The 17,644-nt window shown below is 62.7% G+C and carries 22 protein-coding genes and 1 pseudogene; 12 read left to right on the top strand and 11 right to left on the bottom strand.

Going from position 1 to position 17,644, the window contains the following annotated elements; translation table 11 throughout:
- Positions 1 to 12: 12 nt before the first annotated feature.
- From ACIPK7_RS01960 to arsC, 3 genes are read right to left on the bottom strand one after another with little or no spacing between them, the layout of a single operon-like run.
- Positions 13 to 462, bottom strand: a complete 450-nt coding sequence (locus tag ACIPK7_RS01960) for a DUF2069 domain-containing protein (RefSeq protein WP_401084813.1) — start codon at positions 460 to 462, stop codon at positions 13 to 15.
- Positions 463 to 1,059 (bottom strand): NAD(P)H:quinone oxidoreductase, encoded by a 597-nt coding sequence (gene wrbA, locus ACIPK7_RS01955; protein WP_401084811.1) that lies wholly within the window; start codon positions 1,057 to 1,059, stop codon positions 463 to 465.
- Complete coding sequence (gene arsC / locus ACIPK7_RS01950; protein ID WP_192430564.1) at positions 1,056 to 1,409, bottom strand: arsenate reductase (glutaredoxin); 354 nt, start codon at positions 1,407 to 1,409, stop codon at positions 1,056 to 1,058. Before arsC ends, wrbA begins: the two co-directional genes overlap by 4 nt.
- Positions 1,410 to 1,534: 125 nt before the next feature.
- Here arsC and ACIPK7_RS01945 point away from each other — a divergent pair, with 125 nt between their 5' ends.
- On the top strand, positions 1,535 to 2,764 hold the full coding sequence (locus tag ACIPK7_RS01945) for a YihY family inner membrane protein (RefSeq protein ID WP_401084808.1): 1,230 nt from the start codon (positions 1,535 to 1,537) through the stop codon (positions 2,762 to 2,764).
- Positions 2,765 to 2,921: 157 nt separating this feature from the next.
- Positions 2,922 to 3,119, top strand: a complete 198-nt coding sequence (locus tag ACIPK7_RS01940; RefSeq protein WP_401084806.1) for a hypothetical protein — start codon at positions 2,922 to 2,924, stop codon at positions 3,117 to 3,119.
- Between the two features lie 4 nt (positions 3,120 to 3,123).
- On the opposite strand, the gene ACIPK7_RS01935 is transcribed toward ACIPK7_RS01940, so the two are convergent.
- Entirely contained in the window at positions 3,124 to 3,519 is a 396-nt protein-coding gene (locus ACIPK7_RS01935) for a hypothetical protein (RefSeq protein WP_401084803.1), read from the bottom strand.
- 185 nt (positions 3,520 to 3,704) lie between these two features.
- The gene (locus tag ACIPK7_RS01930; RefSeq protein ID WP_401084800.1) at positions 3,705 to 5,114 is read right to left on the bottom strand and encodes a PilZ domain-containing protein; all 1,410 of its coding nucleotides are present in this window, start codon (positions 5,112 to 5,114) and stop codon (positions 3,705 to 3,707) included.
- A gap of 30 nt (positions 5,115 to 5,144) precedes the next feature.
- Between ACIPK7_RS01930 and ACIPK7_RS01925 the strand changes: the two genes are divergently transcribed.
- Both ACIPK7_RS01925 and ACIPK7_RS01920 read left to right on the top strand, forming a co-directional pair.
- The gene (locus ACIPK7_RS01925; protein WP_401084797.1) at positions 5,145 to 5,615 is read left to right on the top strand and encodes a TlpA disulfide reductase family protein; all 471 of its coding nucleotides are present in this window, start codon (positions 5,145 to 5,147) and stop codon (positions 5,613 to 5,615) included.
- On the top strand, positions 5,615 to 5,890 hold the full coding sequence (locus ACIPK7_RS01920) for an acylphosphatase (protein ID WP_192430558.1): 276 nt from the start codon (positions 5,615 to 5,617) through the stop codon (positions 5,888 to 5,890). Before ACIPK7_RS01925 ends, ACIPK7_RS01920 begins: the two co-directional genes overlap by 1 nt.
- Positions 5,891 to 5,893: 3 nt before the next feature.
- Here the strand turns inward: ACIPK7_RS01920 and ACIPK7_RS01915 are convergent, their stop codons facing one another.
- A complete protein-coding gene (locus ACIPK7_RS01915; RefSeq protein ID WP_192430557.1) occupies positions 5,894 to 6,850 on the bottom strand; it encodes a hypothetical protein in 957 nt (318 codons plus the stop codon).
- Positions 6,851 to 6,858: 8 nt separating this feature from the next.
- A complete protein-coding gene (locus ACIPK7_RS01910) occupies positions 6,859 to 8,574 on the bottom strand; it encodes a proline--tRNA ligase (protein WP_401084793.1) in 1,716 nt (571 codons plus the stop codon).
- Between the two features lie 111 nt (positions 8,575 to 8,685).
- Here ACIPK7_RS01910 and ACIPK7_RS01905 point away from each other — a divergent pair, with 111 nt between their 5' ends.
- Positions 8,686 to 9,093, top strand: a complete 408-nt coding sequence (locus ACIPK7_RS01905) for a PaaI family thioesterase (RefSeq protein WP_139791665.1) — start codon at positions 8,686 to 8,688, stop codon at positions 9,091 to 9,093.
- 85 nt (positions 9,094 to 9,178) lie between these two features.
- On the opposite strand, the gene ACIPK7_RS01900 is transcribed toward ACIPK7_RS01905, so the two are convergent.
- The gene (locus tag ACIPK7_RS01900; protein WP_192430555.1) at positions 9,179 to 10,501 is read right to left on the bottom strand and encodes an OprD family porin; all 1,323 of its coding nucleotides are present in this window, start codon (positions 10,499 to 10,501) and stop codon (positions 9,179 to 9,181) included.
- A 715-nt stretch (positions 10,502 to 11,216) separates the two neighbouring features.
- Between ACIPK7_RS01900 and ACIPK7_RS01895 the strand changes: the two genes are divergently transcribed.
- Positions 11,217 to 11,642: an HIT domain-containing protein gene (locus ACIPK7_RS01895; protein ID WP_138215296.1), complete on the top strand. Its 426-nt coding sequence runs from the start codon at positions 11,217 to 11,219 to the stop codon at positions 11,640 to 11,642.
- A gap of 3 nt (positions 11,643 to 11,645) precedes the next feature.
- On the top strand, positions 11,646 to 11,852 hold the full coding sequence (locus ACIPK7_RS01890) for a SlyX family protein (RefSeq protein ID WP_192430554.1): 207 nt from the start codon (positions 11,646 to 11,648) through the stop codon (positions 11,850 to 11,852).
- 70 nt (positions 11,853 to 11,922) lie between these two features.
- Here the strand turns inward: ACIPK7_RS01890 and ACIPK7_RS01885 are convergent, their stop codons facing one another.
- From ACIPK7_RS01885 to ACIPK7_RS01875, 3 genes and pseudogenes are all read right to left on the bottom strand, one after another.
- The gene (locus tag ACIPK7_RS01885) at positions 11,923 to 12,162 is read right to left on the bottom strand and encodes a cold-shock protein (protein ID WP_192430913.1); all 240 of its coding nucleotides are present in this window, start codon (positions 12,160 to 12,162) and stop codon (positions 11,923 to 11,925) included.
- Between the two features lie 93 nt (positions 12,163 to 12,255).
- Positions 12,256 to 12,519: pseudogene (locus ACIPK7_RS01880) on the bottom strand (cold shock domain-containing protein membrane protein); the annotation flags it as partial.
- Between the two features lie 216 nt (positions 12,520 to 12,735).
- A complete protein-coding gene (locus ACIPK7_RS01875; RefSeq protein WP_017522111.1) occupies positions 12,736 to 13,206 on the bottom strand; it encodes a Dps family protein in 471 nt (156 codons plus the stop codon).
- A gap of 240 nt (positions 13,207 to 13,446) precedes the next feature.
- On the opposite strand from ACIPK7_RS01875, the gene ACIPK7_RS01870 reads away from it, so the two are divergent.
- The 5 genes from ACIPK7_RS01870 to ruvA all read left to right on the top strand — a co-directional run bounded on the left by ACIPK7_RS01870 (position 13,447) and on the right by ruvA (position 17,639).
- Positions 13,447 to 13,716 (top strand): FmdB family zinc ribbon protein, encoded by a 270-nt coding sequence (locus tag ACIPK7_RS01870; RefSeq protein ID WP_017522110.1) that lies wholly within the window; start codon positions 13,447 to 13,449, stop codon positions 13,714 to 13,716.
- Between the two features lie 43 nt (positions 13,717 to 13,759).
- Positions 13,760 to 15,538, top strand: coding sequence for an aspartate--tRNA ligase (gene aspS, locus ACIPK7_RS01865; RefSeq protein ID WP_401084787.1), 1,779 nt, complete (start codon positions 13,760 to 13,762; stop codon positions 15,536 to 15,538).
- A 73-nt stretch (positions 15,539 to 15,611) separates the two neighbouring features.
- Entirely contained in the window at positions 15,612 to 16,358 is a 747-nt protein-coding gene (locus ACIPK7_RS01860) for a YebC/PmpR family DNA-binding transcriptional regulator (RefSeq protein ID WP_401084784.1), read from the top strand.
- Positions 16,359 to 16,474: 116 nt separating this feature from the next.
- Entirely contained in the window at positions 16,475 to 16,999 is a 525-nt protein-coding gene (gene ruvC, locus ACIPK7_RS01855) for a crossover junction endodeoxyribonuclease RuvC (protein ID WP_207885031.1), read from the top strand.
- Positions 17,000 to 17,033: 34 nt separating this feature from the next.
- On the top strand, positions 17,034 to 17,639 hold the full coding sequence (ruvA, locus tag ACIPK7_RS01850) for a Holliday junction branch migration protein RuvA (RefSeq protein ID WP_192430551.1): 606 nt from the start codon (positions 17,034 to 17,036) through the stop codon (positions 17,637 to 17,639).
- Positions 17,640 to 17,644: the final 5 nt, after the last annotated feature.

Below are 17,644 nucleotides of genomic sequence, written 5' to 3'. Positions count from 1 at the left end.
CGTGGTTTCCGATCAGGCGCTTGTCGCTTCCTGTTGTGGCTCCTGGCCTTCGCCCGCCAGTTTGCGGTCGTACTGGAAGCGCCAGCGCGTGTACATCAGCGCCGAACAGAACAGCGACACGCTGAGGATGATCTCCGCCCAGCCGAAGATGGCGTGGTTGGGATCGAAGGCGTTGAGCACGCCGAGGATGAAGTACAGGTTGATCACGTAGCACGCCCAGGCGTGGCCACGCGCGCTGCCGATCAGGATTCCCGGCGCCACCACCAGCAACGGTAGCAGCTTGAAGCCGAGGAAGGCCCACGGCACCCAGTTCGCGCCACCGTGGGCGTCGGCAAACAGCACGTCCCAGATGACGATGAGCAGGATCAGCCCGATGAAGCTGCCGAGGGCGACCGCGCGGCTGGCGGCCAGCCGGGGTTTTAGCCATTCCATGGGCGGCAGCGGTTTGTTCTTGCGGGCCATTCAGCTCTCCAGTTTGCGGGCGACTTCGGCCAGGCGCTTGCCCAGCGCGCGGCACAGGGTGATTTCGTGTTCGTCCAGGCTGCGCTTGCCGTCGGCCGTAGCGAAGTGGCTGGCGCCATAAGGCGTGCCGCCGCCGCGGGTTTTCAGGAGGGCGGGCTCGCTGTAGGGGATGCCGGTGATGAGCATGCCGTGGTGCAGCAGCGGCAGCATCATCGACAGCTGGGTGGTTTCCTGGCCGCCGTGCAGGCTGGCGGTGGAGGTGAACACAGCCGCCGGCTTGCCCACCAGGCCACCGGTCAGCCACAGGCTGCTGGTGCCGTCGAGGAAGTACTTGAGCGGCGCGGCCATGTTGCCGAAGCGGGTCGGGCTGCCGAGGACGAGGCCGGAGCAGTCCTTTAGGTCATCCAGGGTCGCGTACAGGGCGCCTTCGGCCGGGATATCTGGGGCGACCGCTTCGCACTCGGTGGAAATCGCCGGCACCGTACGCACGCGGGCTTCCAGGTCGCCTTGCTCGACGCCGCGGGCGATCTGCCGGGCCATTTCGGCGGTGGCGCCGTGGCGGCTGTAGTACAGGACTAGGATATAGGGCGCGCTCAAGGCAGGATCTCCAGCGCTTTCTCCGGCGGACGGCCGATCACTGCCTTGTCGCCGACGATGACGATCGGACGTTCTATCAGCTTGGGATGTTCAGCCATCGCCGCGATCAGTTGGTCATCGCCCAGCGCCGGGTTGGCCAGGTCCAGTTCCTTGTATTCGTCCTCGCCAGTGCGCAGCAGCTGCCGCGCGCTGATACCCAGCTTGCCGAGCAGTGCCTTGAGTTCGGCGGCACTGGGCGGGGTTTCCAGGTAGCGAACGATGGTCGGCTGGATACCGCGCGCTTCGAGCAATTCGAGGGCGCCGCGGGATTTGGAGCAGCGCGGATTGTGGAAAATTGAAATCTGGCTCATGTGCCGGGACTCGCAAGGCCGATGAAGTGGCGGCTATTCTAACCGCCTCCTCGGACTGGACTGAACCGCTGTCGTTCGCCGCGATCTACGAGGACGGTTTTTTCAGTGCAGCCAAAGGACACTTCATGCACGAACGCTTGCAGGGCTTGGTCGAATTCGGCCGCTATCTGGTCCAGCGCTTCCTCGCCGACAAAGCGCCCAATAGCGCCGCAGCCTTGACCTACACCACGCTGTTCGCGGTAGTCCCGATGATGACCGTGACCTTCGCCATGCTCTCGGCCGTTCCGGCCTTCGAAGGCATGGGGGAGCGCATCCAGTTGTTCGTGTTCCGCAACTTCGTGCCGTCCACCGGCGAGGCGGTCGAGGCCTACCTGCGCAACTTCACCGTGCAGGCGCGGCATCTGACGTGGCTGGGCGTGGCTTTCCTGGCGGTCACCGCCTTCACCATGCTGGTGACCATCGAGAAGGCATTCAATGCTATCTGGCGCGTGCGCCAGCCGCGCCGCGGCGTGACGCGCTTCCTGCTGTACTGGGCAATCCTAAGCCTGGGTCCGCTGCTGCTGGGTACGGGGTTCGCGGTGTCGACCTATATCACTTCACTGTCGTTGCTCTCCGGCCCCCACGCGCTGCCGGGAGCGGCGATGCTGCTGAAATTCATGCCGCTGCTGGCCAGCGTGGCGGCCTTCACGCTGATCTACGCGGCGGTGCCCAACGCGCGGGTTCCGGTGCTGCATGCTCTGGCCGGCGGCGTTTTCACCGCCATCCTGTTCGAAGCGGCCAAGTCGCTGTTCGGCTTCTACGTGAGTTTCTTCCCCGGCTACAAGCTGATCTACGGCGCCTTCGCCACGGTGCCGCTGTTCCTGCTGTGGATCTACCTGTCATGGCTGATCGTGCTGTTCGGCGCGGAACTGGTCTGCAACCTGTCCTCGACCCGTCTCTGGCGTCGGCGAGCAATGCCGCGTTTGCTGGTGATCCTCGGCGTGCTGCGTGTGTTCTTCGACCGTCAGCGCCACGGTCTGCCGACGCGCCTGGTGCATCTGCACCGCGCCGGCTGGCTGCTGCCCGAAGATGAGTGGGAAGAGGTGCTGGATTTTCTCGAGGGCGAGCAGTTGGTCTGCCGTGCCGGCTCGGCCACCGCTGCCTGGGTGCTGTGCCGCGACCTGGGCAGCTACAGTCTGCATCACCTGCTCAACCGCAGCCCCTGGCCGCTGCCTTGCCTGGAGGCGCTGCCGGCGGAGCTGGACGAGCCCTGGTACCCGGGATTGCGGGAAACGCTGGCGCGCTATCAGGCGGATCGTCAGCAGCTGTTCGGTGACAGTCTGGCGAAATGGTTGAAGCCGTCACATTCCGAGTGACGCAAAACGTCAGTTTGCGGCGAATCTGATGCTTTGACGGCTTTGTACCACTTCAGAAATGCGCCATTTCTGGCTATTTCAGAATTGGCACAGTTCTGGCTATGGAGGATTCAGGACACAGGAGTCCTTCAGAAGTTCCTCCAAGGCCAGTGAATCCATGGAAAAAGACCAGAACAACGTAGTACATCTGCATCAGCGCGATCTGACGAGCGCCCTGGAGCGGTTGAATAGAATTACTGGTTTGCAGTTCAGCAGCTGGCCCGAATCGCTCCTGCCGTCCGTCTCGCAGGAAGCTGCCGAACCCGCTGTAGTAGAGCCGTCGGAAGACGACACGCTGGTGCGTCAGCTGGGCTGAATCTTCACAGGCTGGTGGCTACCGGACGCGTTGCGCCGGCCTGCTGTTCCACCGCCTGCATGAAGACTTCCTCGGCGATCACCCGCGACAAGGGGACGGCCGTGCGCAGTTTGATCTGCGCTTCCTCGATTCGCAGGGAAAACGCCAGGCGCGCCACACCCGAGAGCAGGATGCGGCTCTGTTTGTTGACCGTGCCGTGATCGATCACCACTTCCCGGCTGCGCTCGCCATCGCGGTAGCTGAGCAGCAGCGTCACCGGCAGTTCCGCCACGCCGGGCAGATGCAGCCAGACCGCGACATTGAAGTCGGCCAGCCGTCCCCCATTGGCCGCATTGGCCGGCCGCGCGCTGGCGACAATATGGCTGGGAACCTTGCTGACAAGCTGGTCTGTAGGCTGCATCGGGCTGTCCTGTCGATGGAGGCTGGCGTACATGGTGCCAGTCGCATTCTGAAGGCCGCTGAATGATCGGCGAGCGAGAGTCGTCCCGGAAGTCAGGACGAACGTTCGAATTATAGGGAGGAGGCTTCCGGGCATTCCGGGCTTACTGCCGGTCTTGCCTGTGACATCTCTCCCAAATTCGACAATCAGGCCAGGCGCAGTGGATGGCGAGCTACCAACGGCGTGCAGAGGTTGGCGACGGGCAGCGGCAGGATGGTCTGGTTGTCGAAGCTGGCCAGTTGCAGCCACAGGTTCTCGCCTTCGACGAACTGCCCCTGGGCTACCCATAGCCCGTGATACCAGCCATTGCCCGGTTCCGGCGTGCTCTGCAGGACGCCGGGGTGACGCTGTGCGTCAGGTGCGCGGCGCAGCCAGACCGGGCGGGGAAGCCCCTTCAGGTAGCGCAGGCCGAGGTGTAGTCCGTCGTTGTTGAGGTGTCGCCAGCGCACCACGGCGAGGGTTGGCGTGCCGCCATTGCCGGGAATCAGCAGCAACTGGCCGACCGGCAGTTGCCCGGCCTGCTGGCCGGTGCAGAGAATGCGGGCGCCGCCTGCGCTGGCGTCCATCAGCGCTGCTTCCCGACAGGGGCTGGCCGCGCTGTCCAGCAGGTGCTGCTGGATAGCCGCAAGGCCGACGACGACGCGGCAGGTACCCTTCTGCTCGGCACGTTCATGACGACGAGTTTGGTGTCCAAGCCAATGGTGGCGAACGCGCTCGAGTAGCACGCCCTGGTCCAGGCGGCGCAATGGCGCCGGGTCGTGCAGGGCAATCAGCAGGGCGCCCAGCTCCAGTCGGCGCAGTTGATCGGCCGGGGCGTTAGCGGCCTGTTCCGCTGCGAGGCAGGGCTCGTCCGAGCCGAGGTCGACGACGAAGCCTTCCTGCTCCTCATCGTCCCAGGGGAGCAGGCGGCCCAGCGCGGCCAGTGGCGCCAGGGCCGAGAACAACTGGGGGGCTTCGCCCTCGGTCAGGTGGAACGGGTTGCTCAGGGCCAGCAGCAGGATCTGCTGGTACAGCCCGCGCAGGGTGCCGGCCGGGATTGGATCGAATGCCGCCGCCACCGGTTCGTCCAGGCACTCCTGGTGCTCGCCGATCCAGTACAGCAGGTGGCTGTCGCGCCATAGGCTGCCCGGCGGCTGTTGGTACTGTTGGTAGTGACGAAGCAGGGCCTGCGCAAGGAAGTGCTGTGCCATGTACAGGCACCACGCCATGTGTGGCCGCGACGGCTTGCGGCCGTGCAGTATCTGCAGCAGCAGACGCTTGAAGCCGGCGGCCAGTTCGCTGCAGAAGTGCATGAAGAGCGCCGGCGGTGTCTTTTCCTGGCGGATGAGCCGTTCGTAATGGCGGTATTCTTCGCTGAGGCTTTGCAGGGCGCGTTGCCTTTCCAGTAAGGTCAGCGCGCATCGGTTGAGGCGAAACAGCGTGCCCAGCGCCTTTTGCAGACCTTCCTGCAAGGGCTGTTGCCGCGATTCCTGGAGCCTGACCGCCAGATTGCTCATCGCCTCGACATCTTCTTCGAGGATGTCCGGCACCTCCAGGCGCAGGGCATCGAGCATCATGACCACCCCGCATACACGAGGATTGAAGGCATGGGAGTGCGGCTCCGTATTGTGATGGGCTTGATGGCCGGCCTGATCCTGGCCGGCTGCTCGGCGGACTATGGCACCGATCAGCATGGACAGAAAGTACCCGCTGCGAGTGTAGATGGCCAGTGGCTAGTTATTAATTACTGGGCGGAGTGGTGCGCGCCGTGTCGGAAGGAGATTCCAGAACTGAATCACCTGGCGGAGGAGGGCAAGGCGAAGGGCTTCCGGGTGCTGGGGGTGAACTTCGACGGGCTGCGCGACGCGGACCTGGTGAAGGCTTCGCAGGACCTGGGCGTGGAGTACACCGTGTTGGCGGACGACCCTGCACCGCGCTTCAGCCTGCCGCGCAGCGAAGCGTTGCCTGTCACTTATATCGTCGACCCTGAAGGCAAAATGCGCGAGCAGTTGCTTGGTGAGCAGACCGCCGCCGGCCTGCAGGCGCGGCTGAGCGCACTGCGCGAGGAGGGGCAGTGATGGCGAGAATCTGTCTGCACGGCTACATCAGCGGCAAGGTGCAGGGCGTCTATTACCGCCAGAGCACCCAGGAACAGGCAGATCGGCTGGAGATCGATGGCTGGGTGCGCAACCTCGAGGACGGGCGCGTCGAGTTGTTGATCGAAGGTGAGGAAGATGCTGTGCGCGAGCTGGAGAAGTGGCTGGCGCGCGGCCCGGTGAAAGCCAAGGTGACTGCGGTGGAATTGAAGCCGATGACGCCTCAGGGCATCACCGGTTTCATCGTTCGCCGCTAGACGTCAGTTGCTGACGCCGGGGTCTGCTGCCAGGCGACCGGCGTCAGTCATCAGGCTGTGGAGGAATTCCTTCTGCAGCTCCGGATCGTTGCGGGTCAGCTCGATCAGGCTCTGTTCCAGCTCACTCGCTTCCTCTTCCAGGCCGAGGTCGGAGAGGCGTTTCACCCGGTGTACCCAGTGGTGCACGTCGTCACCTTCCAGGTCGTCGTAGATCAGTGCGTGGGCTTCCTGCAGCTTGCCTCGCAGCGAGCGGCTGACCAGCAGGCTGGCGTCGGCACGGGTGTCGTCCGAAGGGTCCTGGACACTGAACTGCAAGCGACCGATGCGGCTGACCTCGTCGTCGCTGAAAGGGCCTTCCAGCAGGTTTAGGCGCAGCACACCGTGGCGGTCGGTCAGCAGCTCCTGGGAGTTATTGCCGGCGGTGACCGTCACCGGGCGCTCCGACCATGGCAGGCTGGAGTACTCGGTGCGCTTGTCGCGCTGCTTCTCGTCGATCGATGCCAGGTTCTGCTCGGCGCGACCGTTGGACTCGACGTTCATGAACGGATTCATCCCGTCGATGCCATAGCGAATCCAGCCGCGGGTTACGCTTTCAGGCAGGTTGCCGAGGGCGAACACGTTGACCACGTTGGCGCCGATGCCACCGACAAAGGCGACAATGCCCAGCGGCATTTCATACACCTTGCGCCAGCCCTGATACGGCGTGTAGCGGTCGTAGCGACGGGTCACCTCGAACTCGGTGACTTCGAAGGTCTTCTGTTCCTGCACGCGGATGCGGCGCTGCGGCAGTTCCAGGGTGCCCGGTGTGCCCACGTCGATCTGCAGGCTGTGGTCGAGCAGCTTGCGCTCGACTCGCTCTTCATGCTCGCTGCGTTGCGACAGCTGGTTGGCGCAGCCGCTCAGCAGGAGGCTGCCGCACAGGGCGGCAGCCGCGAGGCTTGTGGTACTTCCGGTGGACATCGCTCTGCTCAGTTGCGGATCTTGGCCGTGATGAAGGCTTGCAGGTCGGACAGGGCGACAGGCTGCGACTCGGCGTCACGGCGGCCCTTGTACTCCAGGGTGCCTTCGTCCAGGCCGCGCTCGCTGACGACGATGCGGTGCGGGATACCGATCAGCTCCATGTCGGCGAACTTCACGCCGGGGCTGGTCTTCTTGTCGCGGTCGTCCAGCAGCACTTCGAAGCCGGCGGCGGTGAGGTCCGCGTAGAGCTTGTCGGTGGCGGCGCGCACGGCTTCGTTCTCGTACTTCATCGGCACGATAGCGATCTGGAAGGGCGCCAGGGCGGCCGGCCAGAGGATGCCTCGGTCGTCGTAGTTCTGCTCGATGGCGGCGGCAACCACGCGGGATACGCCGATGCCGTAGCAGCCCATGATCAGGGTGACCGGCTTGCCGCTCTCGCCCAGCACTGAGAGCTTCATGGCTTCGCTGTACTTGGTGCCGAGCTGGAAGATGTGGCCGACTTCGATGCCGCGACGGATGACCAGCGTGCCCTTGCCGTCCGGGCTCGGATCGCCTTCGACGACGTTGCGCAGGTCGGCGACTTCCGGTACCGGCAGGTCGCGTTCCCAGTTCACGCCGAAGTAGTGCTTGTCGTCGACGTTGGCGCCGGCGGCGAAGTCGCTCATCAGCGCCACGGAGCGGTCGATGATGCAGGGCAGCGGCAGGTTCAGCGGGCCGAGGGAGCCGGGTGCGGCGCCTATGGCGACCTTGATGTCCGCTTCGCTGGCCATCTGCAGGGGGCTGGCCACCAGCGGGTGGTTGCCGGCCTTGATTTCGTTGAGCTCGTGGTCGCCACGGACGATCAGGGCGATCAGCTTACCTTCCTCGGCGGCGTGCACCACCAGGGTCTTGATGGTCTTCTCGATCGGCAGGCCGAACTTCTCCACCAGGGCGGCAATGGTCTTCGTCTCGGGGGTGTCGACCAGGCGCAGCTCTTCGCTGGCGACGCCGCGAGCGGTTTCGCGCGGCAGGGCCTCGGCCTTCTCGATGTTGGCAGCGTAGTCGGTGGATTCGCCGAAGACGATGTCATCCTCGCCGGAGCCGGCCAGCACGTGGAACTCATGGGAGCCGCTGCCGCCGATGGAGCCGTTGTCGGCCTGCACGGCGCGGAAGTCCAGGCCCAGGCGGGTGAAGATCTTGCTGTACGCGCCGTACATGACGTCGTAGGTCGCCTGCAGCGAGTCCTGGCTGGCGTGGAAGGAGTAGGCGTCCTTCATGATGAACTCGCGGCCGCGCATCAGGCCGAAGCGCGGACGGATCTCGTCGCGGAACTTGGTCTGGATCTGGTACATGTTGATCGGTAGCTGCTTGTAGCTGTTCAGCTCGTTGCGCGCGAGGTCGGTGATCACTTCCTCGTGGGTCGGGCCGACGCAGAAGTCGCGGTCATGGCGATCCTTCAGGCGCAGCAACTCGGGACCGTACTGCTGCCAGCGGCCGGATTCCTGCCACAGTTCGGCGGGCTGGATGGCGGGCATCAGCACTTCCAGGGCGCCGGCGGCGTTCATCTCTTCGCGAACGATGGTCTCCACCTTGCGCAGTACCCGCAGACCCATTGGCAGCCAGGTGTAGAGACCGGACGCCAGCTTGCGGATCATGCCGGCGCGCAGCATCAGCTGATGGCTGATGACGACCGCATCGGAAGGGGTTTCTTTCAGGGTGGACAGCAGGTACTGACTGGTACGCATCTTTGGCCGTTTTGTCGGTTGCGAAGGGGAATATAGGCTGGGCATTGTACGGTGCAGGTCTGGCTGCGTACAGCGTGCGGCGGGTGGAGACGGAGGAGTGGTGTGAGTCGATTGAATGCAGCTCAAGTACAGGCGTTCATCCGCGCGGGATTGCCCATGGCGGACGAGATGGATTTCCGCATCGATGCCCTGGAAGGGCGCAGCGCCTTCGCGCGGATTCCCTTCCATGGAAAGCTGGTGAGACCGGGCGGAACCGTGTCCGGGCCGACCATCATGGCACTGGCGGACGCGGCGATGTACGCGGTGATCCTGGCGCAGCTGGATAACGTCGAGATGGCCGTTACTTCCAACCTGAATATCAACTTTCTCAGCAAGCCCAAGCCGGAAGACCTGTTGGCCGAGGCGAAAATATTGAAGCTGGGGCGCCGGCAAGTGGTTTGCGAGGTAGCTGTCTACTCGGTCAGCAATCCGCAGGAATTGGTCGCGCATGTAACCGGCACTTATGTATTGCCGATGTAACAGATACGTTCGAAGTTGTAGGTAAGTTGCAATAAAAAAGCCCGGCAGAAGCCGGGCTTTTTAGTTACCTGCAGTTCGCTCTGGATTACAGAACGGACAGCGGGTAGTCGATGATCAGGCGGAATTCATCGATGTTGCCTTCAGCCTGGTCGGAGTTGGCGCGGTGCCAAGCCTGACGAGCGCGGAAGGACAGGTCTTTTGCCGGGCCGCTCTGGATGACGTATTTGGCTTCCAGGTTGGTCTCGCGGTGTTTGCCGTCCGGGCCATAACCATAGTTGGCGTAGGGGCTGGTCGGATCGATCTTGTCGCCGTCGATGTCCTTACCGTAGATGTAGCGGCCCATGAAGGTCAGGCCCGGAACACCGTACTCTTTCATGTTCAGGTCGTAGCGGCCTTGGATGGATTTTTCACCTGGGCCGTTGAAGTCGGAGTACTGAACGGAGTTGGCGAGGAAGATGGAGTCGCCGCCAGCGTTGTTGTCGCCGATCCCGATGTAGTCGAACGGGGTGTTGCCGTTCACTTTCTGGAAGGCCAGGGTCAGTGTATGGGCGCTGATGGTGTAGGCGGCGGCCAGCGAGAAGGTGTTGTTGCTGATGTCGCCGAGCTTGGCAGAACCTTCGTCGCGGGTGTTGTAGTAGTTGAAGTCCAGGCCGAGGGACTGATTGTCAGCGATCGGCAGGGTGTAGTTCAGGTTTACGTAGTACTGGTTCCACAGGTCTTCGACCTTGGCGCCGTACAGCGAAGCGGAGAACTGGTCGTTGATGGCGTACTTGCCACCCAGGAAGTCAGCGCTGTTGGCGGTAACGCCACCGTATTGGGACCAGATCTCACCGTCACGGTTGGTGGTGTCCTGGCCAGTACCGGAGTAGAAGTGACCGCCTTCCAGATCCAGGCCGTCGATTTCGCTGCTCATCAGGCTGAAGCCGCTGGCGGTTTGCGGCAGCAGACGGGTGCCGCCTACAGCGAACACCGGAGCGGTGGGCTGCATGTCGCCGAATTTCAGCTCGGTCTTGGAGATGCGGATCTTGACAGCTGCGCCGGCCTTGCCGAAGTCGTCAGCCTTGTCGCCGTCATCATGAACCGGCAGGTTGCCGGTGCCGCCGTAGCCGCTGCCACCATCGAGTTTCAGACCCAGGTAGCCGAAAGCATCAACGCCGAAACCAACGGTGCCTTGGGTGAAGCCGGAGTTGTAATTGGCCCAGAAACCTTGGGTCCAGTCACGGGCATCGGTGGCGCCGTCTTTCTTGTTGCGATTGAAGTAGTAGTTGCGAACCAGGAAGTTCAGGCTGCTGTCTTCGACAAAGCCTTTAGCGTCAGCCTGATTGCCTACGAAGGGCTCGGCCATTGCCAGTTGCGTGGTGCCTGCAGAAACGGCCAGGGCGATGGCGCTCCACTTCATCACTTTCATTGTGATTGCTCCTTTGGTTTTGAAATTATTCGCCATCACTAATGCCGCGGTGACGGCTCTTTCTTTTTTTGTCGGCGCTAACTTATAGCACGCGTGTTCAGTTGGCGATAGTTGCCCAAATGAACACACAAAATCTTTACGGGGCTGTCGCAAAGCTGCATGACGCATGTCGCATTCAAGCAGTTCTCATGTTGCAAAAAGAGATTGCCCCCTGATTGCTTCATTGATGCTTCAGTCCTTGTGGTTCTCTATTCCATTGACCACTTCTTAAGTTCTCTCGCCTCCGCGTCCACTTCTCCAAAGGGGTGGCCGTCGGTGCGCTGTCCTTGCCTCTAGCAACAACCGTGCACAAATGCCCGGAGCCGCCTTCACAGTGTTCGTCTTGCGACGCGTTGACGCATTTCACGGCTTCCGTTGGGGATTTGCAACATCCATGAGCACGCATGTCGTTTTCTGGCATCCCGTAGTTGTAGCTGTTTAAACGGTTTTTCGCTGCTGATTGCCGGGATTGCCGTGCAGATTCCTGCACGCGCCTGTTGTCGGGATGTGTCAATTCGCGCCATGCACGATCCTGGTGCGGCGCTGCAAGGGACGTGCTCCAGCGCGATGCGTCGGTCGGGCATGTTCGCCGGAAGGGCTCTCTAGTATTCTTCGCGCCCTTCGGCTCCCCCGTGGAGCTAGGCTTAAACAAGGCTCGTCGAACAGGAGAGGTCTTATGTTCGCCCTGGATTCCCGTCTCCAGCAGGACACCGTTGCGCTGGGTGATTTCCCGCTGAGCAGCCTGCTGTTGATGAATGACTCGCAGTACCCGTGGTTCATCCTGGTTCCGCGTCGCGAAGACGTCAGTGAAATCTTCCAGCTGGATTCCGCCGATCAGCAACAGTTGTGGCGCGAAGCGACTCAGCTGGCAGAAGTGCTCAAGGACACTTTCGATGCAGACAAGATGAACGTGGCCAATCTCGGTAACGTCGTCAGTCAACTGCATGTGCATGTAATTGTGCGCAAGCAGGATGACGTCGCCTGGCCGGGGCCGGTCTGGGGCAAGCATCCGGCGGTTCCTTATAAAGAAGAAGAGCTGGCGCGGGTGCGCGAGAAGCTTCGCATGGCGCTGGGCGATGGCTTTCGCTTCAGTCAGGAGTGAATGATGGATCTGGAAACTCGAGTGATGGACCTGGAGAGCCGGCTGGCCTTTCAGGATGACGCACTGCAGACCCTAAGCGACGTGGTCTACGAGCAGGAGCGGGTGATCGAGCGCACCCGTCTGCAGATGCAGGCGCTGCTCAAGCGCCTGGAAGACCTGCAGGGCCAGGTTGGTGTGGCGGAAGATGATGTTCCGCCGCCGCACTATTAGGCCGCACTGTTAACTAGGTGCGGAAATAAAAAAGCCCGCCGATTGGCGGGCTTTTTCATGGTGCCGTGAATTAGCGGCGGTTGGGCAGGGCGGCGATCACGTCCTCCGCTTGCAGGCCCTTGTCGCGCTGCACCACCGAGAACTCCACGCGCTGCCCTTCGATCAGGATGCGGTGGCCCTCGCCGCGGATGGCGCGGAAGTGGACGAAGATGTCCTCGCCCGAGTCGCGGGAGATGAAGCCGAAGCCCTTGGAGGTGTTGAACCACTTCACGGTGCCGGTTTCGCGGTCGACGCCGGCGAAGGTTTCGATGGCGATGCTGGTGCTCGGTTTGTTCAGGCTTGCGATCCATTGCAGGACAACGGCGCCCGCCAGGCTCAGCAGCGGCAGTACGATGGCTGGCTGTTCGCCGATGAAGGGTAGCGGGGCGAGCAGGATCAGCACCTGCAGCACCACGGCCAGAACCACCAGGGCAGTGGCCAGGCCTTGCAGGGCCGAAGGCTGTTTCAGGTTGCTGCCCGGGGCGAGCAGGAGGCTGGTCAGGCCGAGCAGAGCCAGGTAAATGGCATCGCTCTGTTGCAGGTAGGGCAGGGCATCACTGCGCAGACTCGGGATAAGGGACAGCACGAGTGCGGCAACGCCCGTCACGAGATGGACGACTTTGAGCATGGCTACGGATTCACCTTGAGCGGGTAACGAAAAAAGAAGCAGCCGTCACCAGGTTCCACGCCGGATAAGAAAATGAAAGCGTGTCGGACGGCCTATGCGCTAAACGCACGGCGGTTATTTAACCGCAAACCACTTGCCTTCTCAAATCAACCGCTTAGGCCATTCGTAGGGGAAGGAAGGCCCGCCGACTGGCGGGCTTCCTTATATAAGGAGGGATCACTCGGCAAGCAGGCTGCGCAGCATCCAGGCGGTCTTCTCGTGGACCTGCATGCGCTGGGTCAGCAGGTCGGCGGTCGGCTCGTCCGCCACCTTGTCGGCCAGCGGGAAGATGCTGCGTGCCGTGCGCACCACGGCTTCCTGTCCTTGCACCAGCAGGCGGATCATCTCCTGGGCGTCCGGCACGCCTTCTTCTTCCTTGATCGAGGACAGGCGAGCGTAGGCTGCGTAGGTGCCCGGCGCCGGGAAGCCCAGGGCGCGGATACGCTCGGCGATGCTGTCGACGGCCAGCGCCAGTTCGTTGTACTGACCCTCAAACATCAGGTGCAGGGTGTTGAACATCGGGCCGGTGACGTTCCAGTGGAAGTTGTGGGTTTTCAGGTACAGCGTGTAGGTGTCGGCCAGCAGGCGCGACAGGCCGTCAGCGATGGCGGCGCGATCCTGTTTGGCGATTCCGATATCGATGTCCATGGCGATCTCCTCATCGTGCATGAATGATTTAAAGCGCTGGATTCGAGGCTATCACCGGGGAAGGTGCGAAGCTCTTGGTCTATATCAAGGCAATCGATTGAGCATTTCTATTAAAAGGCGGTGCGCCCGGCGGGCTTTTTCGCCACCGGAGCCCGGCTGCAACCTGCGGATTTTTCAGGCTATAATCGGCCTCTTTGCCGCGGGACGCGGACCCGTGGCGTTACACAGCCAAGGTGTTCCATGCCGATTTACGAGTACCAGTGCCAGTCCTGCGCGCATCAGCTGGAATCGCTGCAGAAGATCAGCGATGCGCCGTTGGTCGATTGTCCGGCCTGCAAGGCTCCCGAATTGAAGAAGATGTTGTCGGCTCCGGGCTTCCGCCTGGGCGGCAGCGGTTGGTACGAGACCGACTTCAAGACCGGAGCGAAGAAGAACCTGGCCTCCGGCGATGCCCCAGCGGCCTGTCCGGCCACCGGTTGCGGTGCCGGCGCCTGCTCCGCCAGCGAATGAGCGGTTCCCTAGAATTCAAGACTTTCGAGAAGCGAAACACACCATGATGCGCAGCCACTATTGCGGCCAGTTGAACGAGAGCCTGGACGGCCAGGTAGTCACTCTTTGCGGTTGGGTACACCGTCGCCGCGACCACGGCGGGGTGATCTTCCTCGACGTGCGTGATCGTGAGGGCTTGGCCCAGGTCGTGTTCGACCCGGATCGCGTCGAGACCTTCGCCAAGGCCGACCGCGTGCGCAGCGAGTACGTGGTGAAGATCACCGGCAAGGTGCGCCTGCGCCCTGAAGGTGCGCGCAACTCGAACATGGCTTCCGGCGCCATCGAAGTGCTGGGTCACGAGCTGGAAGTGCTGAACCAGGCCGAGACCCCGCCGTTCCCGCTGGACGAATACTCCGACGTGGGCGAGGAAACCCGCCTGCGCTACCGCTTCATCGACCTGCGTCGCCCGGAGATGGCCGCCAAGCTGAAGCTGCGCGCGCGCATCACCAGCAGCATCCGCCGCTACCTGGACGACAACGGTTTCCTCGACGTGGAAACCCCGATCCTCGGTCGTCCGACCCCCGAAGGCGCGCGCGACTACCTGGTGCCGAGCCGCACCTACCCGGGTCACTTCTTCGCCCTGCCGCAGTCGCCCCAGCTGTTCAAGCAACTGCTGATGGTGGCCGGCTTCGACCGCTACTACCAGATCGCCAAGTGCTTCCGCGACGAAGACCTGCGTGCCGACCGCCAGCCGGAATTCACCCAGATCGACATCGAGACCAGCTTCCTGGAAGAAAGCGACATCATCGAGATCACCGAGAAGATGGTGCGCCAGCTGTTCAAGGAAGTGCTGGACGTCGAGTTCGACGAATTCCCGCACATGCCGTTCGAAGAGGCCATGCGCCGCTACGGTTCGGACAAGCCTGACCTGCGTATCCCGCTGGAACTGGTCGACGTGGCCGATCAGCTGAAAGACGTCGAGTTCAAGGTCTTCTCCGGTCCGGCCAACGATCCGAAGGGCCGCGTTGCCGCCCTGCGCGTTCCGGGCGGGGCGAGCATGCCGCGCAAGCAGATCGACGACTACACCAAGTTCGTCGGCATCTACGGCGCCAAGGGCCTGGCCTACATCAAGGTCAACGAGCGCGCCAAGGGCGTGGAAGGCCTGCAGTCGCCGATCGTGAAGAACATCGCCGAGCCGAACCTGAACGAGATCCTCGATCGCGTGGGCGCGGTCGATGGCGACATCGTGTTCTTCGGCGCGGACAAGGCCAAGATCGTCTGCGACGCCCTGGGTGCGCTGCGTATCAAGGTCGGCCATGACCTGAACCTGCTCACCAAGGAGTGGGCGCCGATGTGGGTCGTGGACTTCCCGATGTTCGAAGAGAACGACGACGGCAGCCTGACTTCCCTGCACCACCCGTTCACCGCGCCCAAGTGCACCCCGGAAGAGCTCGAAGCCAGCCCGGCCGGCAAGCTGTCCCGCGCCTACGACATGGTGCTCAACGGCACCGAGCTGGGCGGCGGTTCCATCCGTATCCACGACAAGGCCATGCAGCAGGCGGTGTTCCGCGTGCTGGGCATCGACGATGCGGAGCAGGAAGAGAAGTTCGGCTTCCTGCTGGACGCCCTCAAGTACGGCGCGCCGCCGCACGGTGGCCTGGCTTTCGGCCTGGACCGTCTGGTGATGCTGATGACCGGCGCGGCCTCGATCCGCGAAGTCATCGCCTTCCCGAAAACCCAGAGCGCCGGCGACGTCATGACCCAGGCTCCGGGCACTGTGGATGCCAAGGCCCTGCGCGAGCTCAACATCCGCCTGCGCGAGCAGCAGAAGGCCGCCGAGTAAGTCGATCCAGATTGCCGCGGCGCCCGCAAACCGGGCGCCGCGTGCGAAGCAAACAAGCGATACGGAGTGAGTTATGGCTGGTCATTCCAAATGGGCCAACATCAAACACCGCAAGGAACGTCAGGACGCCAAGAAGGGCAAGATCTTCACCAAGCTCATTCGTGAGCTGACCGTCGCAGCCAAGCAGGGCGGCGGGGTCCCGGCGGACAACCCGCGTCTGCGCCTGGCCGTGGATAAGGCGCTGACCGCCAACATGACCCGCGACACCATTGACCGCGCCATCCAGCGCGGCGTGGGCTCCAGCGAAGCGGACAACATGGCCGAGCTGACCTACGAAGGTTATGCACCCAGCGGTGTGGCGATCATCGTCGAAGCGATGACCGACAACCGCAACCGTACTGCGGCCGAAGTGCGCCATGCCTTCAGCAAGTGCGGCGGCAACCTGGGTACCGATGGTTCGGTGGCCTACATGTTCGAGCGCAAGGGCCAGATCAGCTATGCGCCGAGCGTGAACGAAGAAGCCCTGATGGATGCTGCGCTGGAAGCCGGCGCCGACGACGTGGTGGTCAACGACGATGGTTCCATCGACGTGTTCACCACTTTCGCCGACTTCATCTCGGTCAACGAAGCGCTGACCGAAGCGGGTTTCAAGGGCGAGGACGCCGAGATCACCATGATCCCGTCGACCACTGCGGCCCTGGACCTGGAAACCGCGCAGAAAGTCCTCAAGCTGATCGACATGCTCGAAGACCTGGATGACGTGCAGAACGTCTACTCCAATGCGGAAATCCCGGACGAGGTGATGGCCCAGTTGGGCTGATCCCACCACCGGCGCTGGTCTGAAGCCGGAAGCGGGAGTGGTCGTCAGCGGCGCCTCCCGCTTCCGGTTTTTGTTATCTGAAGCACAGGTTACGGATAAGGTTTGATCGGACGGACATGACCCTGATTCTCGGCATCGATCCAGGCTCACGAATTACTGGCTTCGGCGTGGTGCGCGACACCGGCCGTGGCTGCGAGTACGTGGCTTCGGGCTGCATCCGTACCGGCAACGGCGAACTGTTCGAGCGCCTGCAGATCGTCTTTCGTGGCGTGCGCGAGGTCATCCAGACCTACCAGCCGACGATGATGGGCATCGAGCAGGTGTTCATGGCACGCAACGCTGATTCGGCGCTGAAGCTGGGCCAGGCGCGCGGCGCGGCCATAGTTGCGGCGGCGGAAGAGGGCCTGCAGATTGCCGAGTACACGGCGAGCCAGGTCAAGCAGGCCATCGCCGGTACTGGCGGCGCGGACAAGCAGCAGGTGCAGATGATGGTCATGCATCTGCTCAAGCTTACGCAGAAGCCGCAGATCGACGCCTCCGATGCCCTGGCAATCGCCCTGTGCCACGCGCACACTCGGCAGAGCCTTGTGCCGCACGGTCTGGTGGGCGCGCGCCGTCGTGGTGGACGCCTGCGCCTGTGATATCCGGAAAAACATTGAGCAAGGACAAACACCCGTGATTGGACGCCTGCGTGGCACTCTGGCGGAAAAGCAACCGCCGCACCTGATCGTCGACGTGAACGGCGTGGGCTACGAGCTCGAAGTGCCCATGACCACCCTCTATCGCCTGCCCAGCCTGGGCGAGCCGGTGACCCTGCACACCCACCTGGTGGTGCGCGAGGATGCCCACCTGCTCTACGGCTTTGCTGAGAAGCGCGAGCGCGAGCTGTTCCGCGAGCTGATCCGCCTCAATGGTGTGGGCCCGAAGCTGGCACTGGCGCTGATGTCGGGCCTGGAGGTGGATGAACTGGTGCGTTGCGTGCAAGCGCAGGATACTTCCACCCTGGTGAAGATTCCGGGCGTGGGCAAGAAGACTGCCGAGCGCCTGCTGGTGGAGCTGAAAGATCGCTTCAAGGCGTGGGAAAATATTCCTTCCATCGCGCCATTGGTGGTGGAACCCCGACTGGTCACCGCAGTCTCAAGCGCCGAGTCCGATGCGGTCAGCGCGCTGATCGCCCTGGGCTTCAAACCCCAGGAGGCGAGCCGCGCCGTGGCCGCCGTGCAGGAGGAAGGCTTGTCCAGCGAAGAACTTATCCGCCGTTCCCTCAAGGGCATGGTCTAGGTAGA

The sequence above is a fragment of the Pseudomonas sp. NPDC086581 genome (genome assembly GCF_044746165.1).
GTDB lineage: Bacteria > Pseudomonadota > Gammaproteobacteria > Pseudomonadales > Pseudomonadaceae > Pseudomonas.
The sequence above is the reverse complement of the archived record's forward strand: the minus strand, read 5'-3'. Positions and strand labels throughout refer to the sequence as shown.